At 64.9% G+C, this 12,544-nt stretch carries 10 protein-coding genes; 2 read left to right on the top strand and 8 right to left on the bottom strand.

Annotation, left to right across the window (positions count from 1 at the left end; all coding sequences use genetic code 11):
- Positions 1-95 precede the first annotated feature (95 nt).
- From ccoP to RSE14_RS13560, 5 genes are all read right to left on the bottom strand, one after another.
- Entirely contained in the window at positions 96-1,010 is a 915-nt protein-coding gene (gene ccoP / locus RSE14_RS13540) for a cytochrome-c oxidase, cbb3-type subunit III (protein WP_324074492.1), read from the bottom strand.
- On the bottom strand, positions 1,003-1,164 hold the full coding sequence (locus tag RSE14_RS13545) for a cbb3-type cytochrome oxidase subunit 3 (RefSeq protein WP_324074494.1): 162 nt from the start codon (positions 1,162-1,164) through the stop codon (positions 1,003-1,005). The genes ccoP and RSE14_RS13545 overlap by 8 nt, the downstream gene beginning before the upstream one ends.
- Positions 1,161-1,928, bottom strand: a complete 768-nt coding sequence (gene ccoO / locus RSE14_RS13550) for a cytochrome-c oxidase, cbb3-type subunit II (protein WP_324074496.1) — start codon at positions 1,926-1,928, stop codon at positions 1,161-1,163. Before ccoO ends, RSE14_RS13545 begins: the two co-directional genes overlap by 4 nt.
- A gap of 24 nt (positions 1,929-1,952) precedes the next feature.
- Positions 1,953-3,608 (bottom strand): cytochrome-c oxidase, cbb3-type subunit I, encoded by a 1,656-nt coding sequence (ccoN, locus tag RSE14_RS13555; protein ID WP_324074498.1) that lies wholly within the window; start codon positions 3,606-3,608, stop codon positions 1,953-1,955.
- 65 nt (positions 3,609-3,673) lie between these two features.
- Positions 3,674-4,435: a Crp/Fnr family transcriptional regulator gene (locus RSE14_RS13560; protein WP_324074500.1), complete on the bottom strand. Its 762-nt coding sequence runs from the start codon at positions 4,433-4,435 to the stop codon at positions 3,674-3,676.
- 162 nt (positions 4,436-4,597) lie between these two features.
- Between RSE14_RS13560 and RSE14_RS13565 the strand changes: the two genes are divergently transcribed.
- Both RSE14_RS13565 and acs read left to right on the top strand, forming a co-directional pair.
- Entirely contained in the window at positions 4,598-5,266 is a 669-nt protein-coding gene (locus RSE14_RS13565) for an OmpW/AlkL family protein (RefSeq protein WP_324074503.1), read from the top strand.
- A gap of 236 nt (positions 5,267-5,502) precedes the next feature.
- Entirely contained in the window at positions 5,503-7,428 is a 1,926-nt protein-coding gene (gene acs / locus RSE14_RS13570) for an acetate--CoA ligase (RefSeq protein ID WP_324074504.1), read from the top strand.
- A 3-nt stretch (positions 7,429-7,431) separates the two neighbouring features.
- Here acs and RSE14_RS13575 read toward each other — a convergent pair whose 3' ends face one another.
- From RSE14_RS13575 to RSE14_RS13585, 3 genes are all read right to left on the bottom strand, one after another.
- Complete coding sequence (locus tag RSE14_RS13575) at positions 7,432-9,102, bottom strand: MFS transporter (RefSeq protein WP_324074506.1); 1,671 nt, start codon at positions 9,100-9,102, stop codon at positions 7,432-7,434.
- A gap of 132 nt (positions 9,103-9,234) precedes the next feature.
- Positions 9,235-9,534 (bottom strand): hypothetical protein, encoded by a 300-nt coding sequence (locus RSE14_RS13580; protein ID WP_324074508.1) that lies wholly within the window; start codon positions 9,532-9,534, stop codon positions 9,235-9,237.
- Positions 9,535-9,657: 123 nt separating this feature from the next.
- The gene (locus tag RSE14_RS13585; protein WP_324074510.1) at positions 9,658-12,501 is read right to left on the bottom strand and encodes a M16 family metallopeptidase; all 2,844 of its coding nucleotides are present in this window, start codon (positions 12,499-12,501) and stop codon (positions 9,658-9,660) included.
- Between the last annotated feature and the right edge of the window lie 43 nt (positions 12,502-12,544).

Consider the following 12,544-nt stretch of genomic DNA (forward strand, 5'->3'; position numbering starts at 1 on the left):
CCGCCTCGGGCGCAGGGGTAGAGCCCGAGCCGAGCGCACCCGCCCAGTCGCGGGGCTGGCCCGGCTCCTTGGTGGTGCGCTCAAGCTCGTCGGATTCAGCCACCGGTGTTCGCCTCGCCTGCAGGTGCCTCTGCGACGGCCTCGGTTGCCGGGGCCGCCTGCTGGCCGCCGCCGCGCGAGTGCACGTAAGCCGCCAGCATCCGGATCGTCACCGGATCGAGCCGTCCTTGCCATGCCGGCATGACGCCGTGGCGGGGGTTCAGGATCTGGCGGGTCACCTCGCCTGCGCTGCCGCCGTAGAGCCAGATCGCGTCATTGAGAGCCGGGCCGCCCATCGCCGGCAGGCCTGCGCCGTCCGGGCCGTGGCAGGCCGCGCAATTATCCGCGAACAGCTGCGCTCCGGCAGCATTGGGTGCGGCCTTGCCCGAAAGCGAGAGCACGTGCCCTGTCACCGCCTTGGCCTGGCCGGCATCGAGCACGCCGGTGAAGGCCGGCATGAAGTTGGTGCGGGTCGCGTCCGCGCCCTCCCAGCGGATGCCGTGAGTGATCGAATACTCGATCTCGGTGAGGGTGCCGCCCCAGATCCAGTCGTCGTCATTGAGGTTGGGGTAGCCCGGCGAGCCCGCAGCGCCCGCGCCGTGGCACTGGACGCAATTGACCTTGAACGCCGCCGCGCCCCCGGTCACGGCCTGCGCCATGAGTTCGGGATCGTTGCCGAGTTGTTCGATATCGGTTGCGGCGATTGTCTGGAACACACCCGCCCTTGCGGCATTGCTCGCGGCGGTCTCGCGCGCCAGATCGCCCCGGCTCGACCAGCCGAGCGTGCCTGCCGTCGCCCGGTCAAGCAGCGGCCAGGCGGGGTAGAGCACCACGTAGACCAGCGCGAACACGATCGTCGCGTAGAAGGTGTAAAGCCACCAGCGCGGCAGGGGTGTGTTCAGCTCCTCGATGCCGTCCCATTCATGGCCGACGAATTCGGTGCCGGTGGGCTCGTCTATCCGCTTAGTCATTGTCCTCATCCCTGAAAATCGCGTGCTTGGCAGCCGTGCGGTGGTCCTTTGCCCCCGGGCGAAAGTGCCACAGGCACAGGGCGCAATAGAGCGCGCAGATCACCGTCAGCGCGTAGCTGTCGGCAAAGTGGCGCAGGGTGTCGTAGAGGCTCACTTCGGTGCCTCCCCGCTCAACGCTTCCTGCGCCGCGGCGCTATCGACATCGACCAGCGTGCCGAGCATCTGGAGATAGGCGACCAGCGCATCCATCTCGGTCACGCGGGCAGGATCGCCGTCAAAGTCGCGGATCTGCGCCTTGGGATAGCGGGTCGCGAGATCGCCCGCATCGGCATTGGGATCGGCCTGCGCCATCAGATCACCCGCAGCCTTGGCGATGTCCGTATCGCTGTAAGGCACACCCACCCGCCGCAATGCGGTGAGCGTGGCGGACGGATCGGCAACCTTGAGATCGGCCTCGGCGAGGAAGCCGTAGCTCGGCATGATGCTCTCGGGCACCACAGAGCGCGGCGCCTTCAGGTGATCGACATGCCAGGTGTCCGAATAGCGCCCGCCGACCCGCGCCAGATCCGGCCCGGTGCGCTTGCTGCCCCACTGGAAGGGGTGATCATACATGCTCTCGGCGGCGAGGCTGTAGTGGCCATAGCGTTCCACCTCGTCCCTGAAGGGCCGGATCATCTGGCTGTGGCAGACATAGCAGCCCTCGCGGATGTAGATGTCCCGCCCCGCCTGTTCGAGCGGGGTGTAGGGGCGCATCCCCTCGACCGCCTCGATCGTGTTGTCGATCCAGAACAGCGGAGCGATCTCGACGATCCCGCCGATCGTGACGGTCGCAAAGGTGGCGGCGGCCAGCAGGGTGACATTGCGTTCGAGCTTCTTGTGACCCTCGAAGGCGCCGGGTTGCGGTGTGGTGTTGCTCATTGTCTCAGTTTCCCTGGCTGATGGTCATTCGGCCGGTTCGGCAAGGATCGGGCGATCGGCCGACAGATCGGTCGAGGCATCGTCCATCGGGGCTTCTGCGCGCAGGTGGCCGGTGATGGTCATCCCAATGTTGAAGACCATGATCAGTGCACCGGCGAGATACATCAGCCCGCCCACGGCGCGGGCGACGAACATCGGGTGCAGCGCCGCGACGGTGTCGACGAAGCTGTTCACGAGGTAGCCGTCCGAGCCGTATTCGCGCCACATCAGGCCCTGGGTCAGCCCCGCCACCCACATGCTGGCGGCGTAGAAGACGATCCCCAGCGTCGCGAGCCAGAAGTGCCAGTTGATCATGCGCAAGGAGAAGAGCCGTTCGCGGTTCCACAGGCGCGGCACGAGGTAATAGACGCAGGCGAAGGTGATCATCCCGTTCCACCCCAGCGCGCCCGAGTGCACGTGGCCGATCGTCCAGTCGGTGTAGTGCGACAGGCTGTTCACTGCCTTGATCGACAGCATCGGCCCCTCGAAGGTGCTCATCCCGTAGAAGGCGAGCGCCATCACCATCATGCGGATGATCGGATCGGTGCGGACCTTGTCCCACGCGCCGTTCAAGGTCATGAGACCATTGATCATCCCGCCCCAGCTGGGCATCCACAGCATCACCGAGAACACCATCCCCAGCGTCTGCGCCCAATCGGGCAGGGCGGTGTAGTGCAGGTGGTGCGGGCCGGCCCAGATGTAGAGGAAGATCAGCGACCAGAAGTGGATGATCGACAGGCGGTAGGAATAGACCGGCCGCCCGGCCTGCTTGGGCACGAAGTAATACATCATGGCCAGGAAGCCCGCGGTGAGGAAGAAGCCCACCGCATTGTGGCCGTACCACCACTGGGTCAGCGCATCCTGCACGCCGGCAAAGGCCGAATAGCTGCGGCTGCCCAACAGGCTTACCGGCATCGACAGGTTGTTCACCAGATGCAGCATCGCCACGGTGACGATGAAGGCGAGGTAGAACCAGTTGGCGACGTAGATATGCGGCTCGTTGCGGCGCAGGATCGTGGCGACAAACACCGCAAGATAGGCGACCCACACGAGGGTGAGCCACAGATCGACATACCATTCGGGCTCGGCATATTCCTTGCCCTGGGTGATCCCGAGCAGGTAGCCGGTCGCGGCCAGCACGATGAACAGCTGGTAGCCCCAGAACACGAAGCGCGCGACGCCCGGCAGGGCCAGCGTGGCGCGGCAGGTGCGCTGCACCACATAGAAGCTCGTCGCCAGCAGCGCATTGCCGCCAAAGGCAAAGATCACCGCGCTGGTGTGCAGCGGGCGCAGGCGGCCGAAATTGAGATAGGGCTCAAGATTGAGCTGGGGGAAGGCCATCTGCAGCGCGATGAACACGCCCGCGAGCAGCCCCGCCACGCCCCAGAACATGGTGGCAATCACGCCCCAGCGCACCACATCATCGTCGTATCGGCTCGGCCCCGGGGGCATCCGGAAGATGCTCTGCGCGCGGGCCAGCGGATCATAGGTTGTCGCCGTTGCGATGATCAGGATCACGGCAACAAGGCCGACGATGCCCATATGGATGGCAAAGCCCGTGTCGGGCGTGAGCGCGATGGCAGCAATTGAGGCAAAGAGCACAAGTGCCCAGATGCCCAGCCGCTTAACGACTGTTTCCATGGTGATTTATCCCTTCCGTCGACCGGTGTTCTAACCGGCCCCCGCAATCGCGTTGTTGATCCAGATCAAATTTGAGTGAGTTTGGGTGAATTTGTGCCGGCCGCAGGGCTTTGCCGCCCCGCCAGCCGCGCCAGCGCGCCCACATCCGAAAGGCAGACTTTCGAACGGCCCTCGGTCTCCACCAGCCCGCTTTCGCGCAGTTCGGTGAGTTGGCGGCTGACAGTCTCGATCGTGAGGCCAAGACTGTCGCCGATGTCGCGCCGGCTCATCGGCAGGGAAAAGGCGCAAGGCCCCGTGGTGCAATCCGCCAGCCGCTCGGCCATGGAGACAAGGAAGTCGGCAATCCGCTGCTGCGCGGATTTGTGGCCCATCTGCATCATCCGCGTGCGGCTGCGGTGCAGCGCCTGAAGGCTGCGCGCCAGCACCGAGCGCAGCACTGCGGGGTTGCTCTGGGCAATGTCGAGAAAGCGTTCCGCCGGGAACACCACCAGATCGGTTTCGATCAGCGCCACCAGCCGGAAATCGCCGTCTGTCTGGCGCAGCACCGAAATCATGTCGCCGGGAAAATGGAAGGCCAGCACCTGCGCGACCGGCGATCCTAGCGCGCCGGTCTGGGGCTGGGCGACCAGCTTGGCCGCGCCGCTGGCAAGGTGCACCAGCCGGTCCTCGCGAGCGTCGGGCGCCAGCGACTCGCCCTTGGCGAGATGCAGCGAGGCACCGATCGCACAGAGCTTTTCCGCAATCGCCGCCGTGCCCGGCCCATCGGGCAATGCGGTCCGGAATGCCGCCATGCTGTCAGGCTCGGATGTGATGCTGAGGCTTGCCATGATGCTGTGGGAATGGACCTGCAATCGTCACGGGTCTTTGATCGGGATCAATGAGCAGCAGCGATTTGCGCGGCACCCAAAAGGGCACAGGCAGCAAGAAACCTGGGCCGCGAGGGGTGGCCACTGCTGCTGTTGAAGGACGCAAAAATGAAGAATTTGCTGATGCTTGGATCGGCTATGGCCATGCTTGCCGCAAGCCCTGCAATGGCGCAGGACGGCGAGAGTGACCGCGCCGGGGACATCCAGATCAAGCTGCTGGCAACCGCGGTTCTGCCCGACGGCAAGATCACCGACATCAACGTCAATCTGCCGGGGCTTCCGGCCACCTTGCAGACGAAGGCCAACGACAATGTCGTGCCCACCATCGCGGTGGAATGGTTCGTGACCGACAATGTCTCGATCGAAACCATCGCCGGGACGACCCAGCACGATGTCGATACCGTCGCGGGCCTGCCGGCGGGCGCTGAACTGGTGTCGGATGCGCTGCTGCTGCCGGCCACGGTGACGGCGAAATATCACTTCGATCTGGGCGGCGTGCAGCCCTATGTCGGCGCGGGCGGTGCCTATTTCATGTGGCTTTCGGACAAGCCGGGCGCGGCCACCCTGCCGCTGGGTGTCACCGATACCGATCTGTCGGACGAATTCGGCCTTGTGCTGCAAGCCGGTTTCGACATTCCGCTGGGCGATGACGGCTTCGGCATCACCTTCGATGCCAAGCGCTACTTCATCGACACCACGGCGCGCTGGCGGGTCGGCAACACGCTCGCGATCGAGACCGAGCACAAGCTCGATCCCTGGGTGCTCAGCGCCGGGGTCAGCTACCGCTTCTGAGCCTTCAGACCTGCTCTTGACCCCTCTAGACCCGCTCTAGAGGTGAGACAGAGGCCCCGTCGGCGCCCCCCGCCGGCGGGGTTTTTGTGTGAAGCGGGGCGATTTCTAGCCTCGGTTTGATGCACAGTTGACCCCGAGATGACCCCCAGATGATAGCGGCGGGCGCAATGTTTCACGTGAAACATTTGCCCCTTCCAGCGGGTTTGGTAGACCGGCCGGGACAAGGGAGAGAGTTGATGTCCAATGCCGTCGCGCGGCCCGATCCGGCTGCGCCCACCCACTGCACCGCGTCAGACTATGCCGAAATGTACCGCCGGTCGGTGGAGGCTCCGGACGCTTTCTGGCTGGAACAGGCGCAGCGACTGGACTGGGTCAGTGCGCCCACCATCGGCGGGGATTGGGCCTATGATCCGGTGGCGATCAAGTGGTTCGAAGACGGCACATTGAACCTGTGCCACAACGCTCTCGACCGCCATCTGCCCCACCACGCAGACCGCACCGCGCTGATTTTCGAGCCCGATGATCCGGCCTCGGAAAGCCGGAGCCTCACCTATGGCGCGCTCTACGGCGACGTGGTGCGCATGGCCAATGCGCTGAAAAAGCTTGGGGTTGCCCGGGGCGAGCGGGTGACGATCTACATGCCGATGATCCTCGAAGGGGTGGTCGCGATGCTCGCCTGCGCGCGGATCGGGGCGGTCCATTCGGTGGTGTTCGGCGGCTTCTCGCCCGAGGCGCTGGCAGGCCGGATCGAGGACTGCGGCAGCCGCTTCGTCATCACCGCCGATGAAGGCCTGCGCGGCGGCAAGCGCGTGCCCTTGAAGGCCAATGTCGATGCCGCTCTCGCGCATGACGGGGTTGCGGTCGATGGCGTGCTGGTGATCCGCCACACCGGCGGCACCATCGCCATGGCCGAGGGCCGCGATCACTGGCTTGAGGAACTCGCCAGCGACGATGATTGCCCCTGCGAGGTCATGAACGCGGAAGACCCATTGTTCATCCTCTACACCTCCGGTTCGACGGGCAAGCCCAAGGGCGTGCTCCACACCACCGGCGGCTATGGTGTATGGACCGCGACGACGTTTCACTACATCTTCGACTACCGGCCGGGCGAGGTGTTCTGGTGCACAGCCGATATCGGCTGGGTCACCGGACACTCCTATGTGGTCTACGGCCCGCTGATGAACGCGGCGACCGCGGTGGTGTTCGAAGGCGTGCCCAACTACCCCGATCACGGGCGGTTCTGGGATGTGGTCGACAAGCACAAGGTCAATATCATCTACACCGCGCCGACCGCGATCCGCGCCCTGATGCGCGAGGGCGACCATCATGTGACGAGCCGCAGCCGCGCCTCGCTGCGCCTGCTCGGCTCTGTCGGCGAACCGATCAACCCCGAGGCATGGCGCTGGTATTTCGACGTGGTGGGCGAGGGGCGCTGCCCCGTCATCGACACCTGGTGGCAGACCGAAACCGGCGGCTGCATGATCACCACGCTGCCGGGCGCACACGACATGAAACCGGGCAGCGCAGGGCTCCCGTTCTTTGGTGTGCGGCCCGAACTGGTCGATAACGAAGGCGGGGTGCTGGATGGCGCGGCCGAGGGCAATCTGTGCATCACCCATAGCTGGCCCGGGCAGGCACGCACGGTCTATGGCGATCATGACCGCTTCGTGCAGACCTATTTCAGCACCTATGCGGGCAAGTATTTCACCGGCGACGGCTGCAAGCGCGACGCGGACGGATATTACTGGATCACCGGCCGTGTCGATGACGTGATCAACGTCTCGGGCCACCGCATGGGCACGGCGGAAGTCGAGAGCGCGCTGGTGCTCCACCCCAAGGTCGCAGAGAGCGCGGTGGTCGGTTATCCTCATGATATCAAGGGACAGGGCATCTATTGCTACGTCACGCTCAACGTGGGCGAGGACGGCACCGAGGCTCTGCTGGCCGAATTGAAGGCGCAGGTGCGCAAGGAGATCGGGCCTGTCGCCACGCCCGATATCATCCACTTCACCGACGGGTTGCCTAAGACCCGCTCGGGCAAGATCATGCGCCGCATCCTGCGCAAGATCGCCGAGAACGAGTTCAGTGCGCTGGGTGACACCTCGACGCTTGCCGATCCCTCGTTGGTCGAACGCCTGATCGAGGGGCGGCAGAACCGCTAGGATCTATTGGTCGATATTGCGGCGAAAGGTCTCGGGCAGGAACACGAGGCCCACCACCACGGTCAGCACGCAGACGCCGATGGGATACCACAGGCCGTAGTAGATATCGCCCGTCGCCGCGACCATCGCGAAGGCGGTGGTCGGCAGGAAACCGCCGAACCAGCCATTGCCGATATGATATGGCAGGCTCATCGCGGTGTAGCGGATGCGGGTGGGAAACAGCTCCACCAGCAGCGCGGCAATCGGACCGTAGACCATCGTCACCAGCAGCACGAGATAGGTGAGGATGGCGATCACGACCGGTGTGTTGATCGCCTCCGGATCAGCTGCGGAAGGATAGCCTGCCTTTGCCAGCGCGGCCTTCAAGGCGGTCTGGAAGGCGTTGATGGCGGCCTTGCGGTCATCCCCCGTCAGCTTCGCCGGATCGGGAGCGGTGAAGGTCTCGCCGCCGATCTTCACCTGTGCGATGCTGCCCGCCTGCGCCTCGACATTGGTGTAGCTGATCGCGCCCTTGGCGAGGAACGACTTGGCAATGTCGCAGCTTTTGGCGTCGAATGTGTTCTTGCCGATCGGATCGAACTGCACCGAGCAATCGTCGGAGTTGACGATCACGCTGACCGGCGCGGTCGCCTGCGCCTTGGCGAGCGCCGGGTTGGCGGCCTCGGACAGCAGGTGGAAGGCGGGGAAATAGGTCGCCGCGGCCAGCGCGCAGCCCGCAAGGATGATTTTCTTGCGCCCGATCCGGTCGGACAGCCAGCCGAAGATGATGAAGAAGGGCGTGCCGATGGCGAGTGCTACCGCGATCAGGATATTGGTGGTCGCACCGTCCACCATCAGCATCTTCTCGAGGAAGAACAGCGCGTAGAACTGCCCGGTGTACCACACCACCGCCTGGCCCGCGACCGCGCCCAGCAGCGCGATCAGCGCCCACTTGCCGTTTTCCCAGTTGCCGAAAGCCTCGGAAATCGGCGCTTTGGAATTGCTGCCTTCCTCCTTCATCTTCTGGAAGACCGGGCTCTCCTGCAGCTGCATGCGGATCCACAGCGACACGCCGAGCAGCACCGCCGAGATCAGGAACGGCACGCGCCAGCCCCAGGCCTTGAAGGCCTCCTCGCCGATCATTGTGCGGGTGCCGATCACCACCAGCAGGGCTGCAAACAGGCCCAGGGTCGCTGTGGTCTGGATGAAGCTGGTGTAGAGCCCGCGCCTGTGGTTCGGGGCATGCTCGGCCACGTAGGTCGCCGCGCCGCCATATTCGCCGCCCAGCGCAAGGCCTTGCAGCAGCCGCAACGCGACCAGCATGATCGGGGCCGCCACGCCGATGCTGGCATATGCGGGCAGCAGCCCCACGGTGAAGGTCGCAAAGCCCATCAGGCCCATGGTGACGAGGAAGGTGTATTTGCGCCCGACCAGATCGCCCAGCCGTCCGAACACCAGCGCGCCGAAGGGCCGCACCGCAAAGCCCGCGGCAAACGCTGCGAGCGCGAAGATGAAGCCGGTGGTCTCGTTCACCCCCGAGAAGAACTGCGCCGAGATGATCGTGGCCAGCAGGCCGTAGAGGTAGAAATCATACCATTCGAACACCGTGCCCAGCGACGAGGCCAGAATGACGCGCTTTTCCGTCGCGCTCGCTTCGTGGTGCTTGGGTGGCGCGCCCCCGTCCGTATCGGTCATGATCCCCCTCGTCTGCGATCGTGGCGCTACCATGCCGTTCCTGTGGCGCAAGGCAAGTCACGGGGGCACAGGGCGCAAAAAAGCCGCCGGAGCGCGAACTCCGGCGGCTCTTTCAATCCATGAGACGGGCGTTCAGCCCTCGCGGGTGCCCGACAGCGGCATCGCGCCGAACGCACCAGCGTTGACCGAACCGGTCAGGGTGTCGCCGTCGATGGTCGCTTCGCAATCGAGCGTCATCGGCATGGGGACGGTCATGTTCATCTTCCAGCTGATGGTGTTGCCGCTGACAGTGCCGCCAGCGATGTCCATCGAGCCGAGGCTGCCGACCAGCGAACCGCTGAAGGTGTCGCCATCGGGAACCACGGTGAGGGTGCCGGACTGGTCACCCATCGGGCTCTTCACGATGGTCTTGTAGGTACCTGCAACAGACATAATCCAACTCCTGTGCTTGGTGCGGACCTTTCAGCGACCCGCCCTCCTGATCGCGCTGTTTACACTGATGTCAGCGCGCTTCAACCGGATTTGGTGGTTAAAGCGCGCTGTGCATCCAGTGCCTTACTCGCTCGCCATCTCGCGCACTTCGACCTGCAGGCCGACGGCTTCGAGCTGGCTGGCAACCTTCGAGGCATCGCCGACCACGACCCACACGAACTTGTCGACGTCGATCGTCGCGCGTGCGACGGCATCGAGGCTTTCGGTCGTCTGGGCGCGGTAAAGCGAGGCGAGGGTTTCCTGATAATTGTCGGGACGGCCGAACAGGGCATTGCCCTGGATCGCGCCGAGCACGGCGGGCGAGGTTTCGAACCGGCCCGGCAGCGCGCCGACTTCCGAGGCGATCGAGCGCTGCAGTTCTTCCGTGGTGACGCCCTTCGCGGTCAGGAACTCGCTGGTCTCGCGGATCATTTCCGCCAGCGAATCGCCCGTGCGGTCGGCCTGGACGCCGCCCGAAATGCCGTAGATCACGGCATTTTCGCGGGCCTGGGTGCCGCCGCGCACGCCGTAGCTCCAGCCCTTGGTCTCACGCAGGTTCATGTTGAGACGAGCGAGGAAGTTGCCGCCCAGCGAGTTGTTGGCGCTGTTGAAGGCGATGAAGGCGGGATCGCCGGCATCGAGCGGTGTGACCTGCGCGCCGAAGATGAAGCTCTGCGGCGAATTGGGGCGGTTGACGAGGATGATGCGCTTGCCCTGCGCGGCTGCGGTGGCCTGGAAGCTCTTGGCTCCCTTGGCCGCCTTGGGCGCCTTCCAGTCGCCGAACACGGTATCGAGCGCGGCCACGATCTCGCCCAGCGGACGATCCGAGATGATGAACACCTCGCCATTGTCGGGCCGGATCCAGCTGTCCTTGAAGGCGACCAGATCATCGCGGGTGATCGCGCTGACGCTGGAGACCGTGCTGACCCCGCCATAGGGGCTGCTGGCGCCGAACAGTTCGGGCGTCAGGGTGCGCTGGGCGATCCCCTGGGGCGACTTCATCGCCTGCTTGATGCCGGTGACGGTCTGGGTGCGCACGCGCTCGAGATCGGCCGCATTGAAGGCCGGCTCGCGCACGATCTGGCGCATCAGATCAAGCGACGGAGCAAGGTTGGCGCTCAGTGCCGAAAGGGTGAAGGTCGAGCGATCATCGCCGCTGCCCGTCGAGATCGACGCGCCCAGACGCTCGCTCGCTTCGGCGATGTCCTGCCCGGAAAGCTTGGCAGTGCCTTCATCGAACAGAGACATCGTCAGGCCTTCAAGACCGCGCTTGGCGACCGGATCGGACGCGCTGCCGGCATTGAAGGACATCGAGACATAGGTCGCCGGAACCGCGGTGCGGCGGGCATAGGTGACCTTCATCCCGTTCTTGAGCGTGGCCCGCTCCAGATCGGGGAAGTCGAGTTCGGCCACCGTGTCGATCGCGGGCTTGGGGCGCTCGACAGTGACCGTCAGCGTTTCGGCGCTGCGATCGCGTTCCGAGGCGTTGGCCGCACCGCCGACCGAGGCGGCTTCCTCGTAGGAGGCATCGCGCGGGCCGGGTTCGAGCACCAGCGTCATGGCCGGCTTCGTCATCCACTTGGCCATCGCCGCCTTGACTTCGGCCGGGGTGACCTTGGCGAGGCGTTCAAGCTGGGTCGCGTAGAACGAGGCGTCGCCCGCCAGCACCTCGCCATTGGCAAGGGTAACCGCCTTGCCGCCGAAACCGCCGACCTGTTCGAGGCCGCGGATCGTCGAGGCAAGGTTGCTGGTCGCCGCACGGCGCACTTCGTCCTCGGTCGGGCCTTCGGCGATGAACTGCTTGACCAGCGCATCAAGCCGGGCTTCGACCACGGCCAGATCCACGCCGGGCTTGACCGTCGCACCGACGCTGAGCACGCCCACGCGCTGGAATTCGAAATTGCCGGCCGACACGCCCACAGCGAGCTGTTCGTCGCGCACCAGCACTTCATCGAGGCGGCTGGAGGCGAGACCGCCGAGGATCTCTGCGCCCACCGTCAGAGCGGTCAGATCGGCGCTGGTGATGCCCGGGGCGGGCCAGTAACGGGTGACGCTTGTGGCGGCGACCTGATCCTTCATCACCACGCGCACGTCCTGCGCGAGGGTCGGCACGTCGGCTGCGGCCGGGGTATTGACCGGACCACGCTTGATGGCGCCGAAATACTTCTCGACCATCGGGCGGGCCTCGGCGGCGGAAATGTCACCGGCCAGCACCAGCGTGGCGTTGTTCGGGCCATACTTGTCGGTGAACCACTTGCGCACGTCGTCCATCGATGCCGCATCGAGATCGGCCATCGAGCCGATCACGTTGTGGCTATAGGGGTGGCCTTTGGGGAACAGGGTCTTGAGGATTTCGTAGAAAACGAGACCGCCGGGCTGGTTGTCGCCCTGGCGCTTTTCGTTCTGCACCACGCCGCGCTGGTTATCGAGCTTCTCCTGGGTCACGGCGCCGAGCAGGTAGCCCATGCGGTCGCTCTCAAGCCACAGAGCGCGTTCCAGAGCAGGGCGCGGAACGGTCTGGAAATAGTTGGTGCGGTCGAAATTGGTGGTGCCGTTGTAATCGGTGGCGCCCATTTCCGCGAGATACTGGAAGTAGTCCTGCGGCGCATTTTCCGAACCGTTGAACATCAGGTGCTCGAACAGGTGGGCAAAGCCGGTCTTGCCCTTGGGCTCGTCCTTCGAGCCGACATTGTACCACACGGCCACGCCGACGACGGGCGCCTTGCGGTCTTCGTGGACGATCACGGTCAGGCCGTTTTCGAGCTGGAATTCGGTGTAGGGGATCCCGACCTGCGCGACCAGCGAGGGCAGGTCGGCGGTCGCTGCGGGCGCGGCTGCGGCGTGATTGTCTGCCAGCGCCGGGGTCATGGGTGCGGCCAGCGCGAGGGCAAGCGCCGAAAGGCTCGCGGCAGCAAAACGATAGGTCATCAATGATCTCCGGTCAGGGGATGGGGGATGGAAAAAGAAAAGG

It is taken from the genome of Erythrobacter sp., assembly GCF_035194505.1.
Taxonomy (GTDB): Bacteria; Pseudomonadota; Alphaproteobacteria; order Sphingomonadales; family Sphingomonadaceae; genus Erythrobacter.

Bases quoted from the DNA above. Each gene is read 5' to 3' on its own strand.
- ccoP (WP_324074492.1), bottom strand. From the start codon at position 1,010: ATGACTAAGCGGATAGACGAGCCCACCGGCACCGAATTCGTCGGCCAT.
- ccoO (WP_324074496.1), bottom strand. From the start codon at position 1,928: ATGAGCAACACCACACCGCAACCCGGCGCCTTCGAGGGTCACAAGAAG.
- ccoN (WP_324074498.1), bottom strand. From the start codon at position 3,608: ATGGAAACAGTCGTTAAGCGGCTGGGCATCTGGGCACTTGTGCTCTTT.
- RSE14_RS13560 (WP_324074500.1), bottom strand. From the start codon at position 4,435: ATGGCAAGCCTCAGCATCACATCCGAGCCTGACAGCATGGCGGCATTC.
- RSE14_RS13565 (WP_324074503.1), top strand. From the start codon at position 4,598: ATGCTTGGATCGGCTATGGCCATGCTTGCCGCAAGCCCTGCAATGGCG.
- acs (WP_324074504.1), top strand. From the start codon at position 5,503: ATGTCCAATGCCGTCGCGCGGCCCGATCCGGCTGCGCCCACCCACTGC.
- RSE14_RS13575 (WP_324074506.1), bottom strand. From the start codon at position 9,102: ATGACCGATACGGACGGGGGCGCGCCACCCAAGCACCACGAAGCGAGC.
- RSE14_RS13580 (WP_324074508.1), bottom strand. From the start codon at position 9,534: ATGTCTGTTGCAGGTACCTACAAGACCATCGTGAAGAGCCCGATGGGT.
- RSE14_RS13585 (WP_324074510.1), bottom strand. From the start codon at position 12,501: ATGACCTATCGTTTTGCTGCCGCGAGCCTTTCGGCGCTTGCCCTCGCG.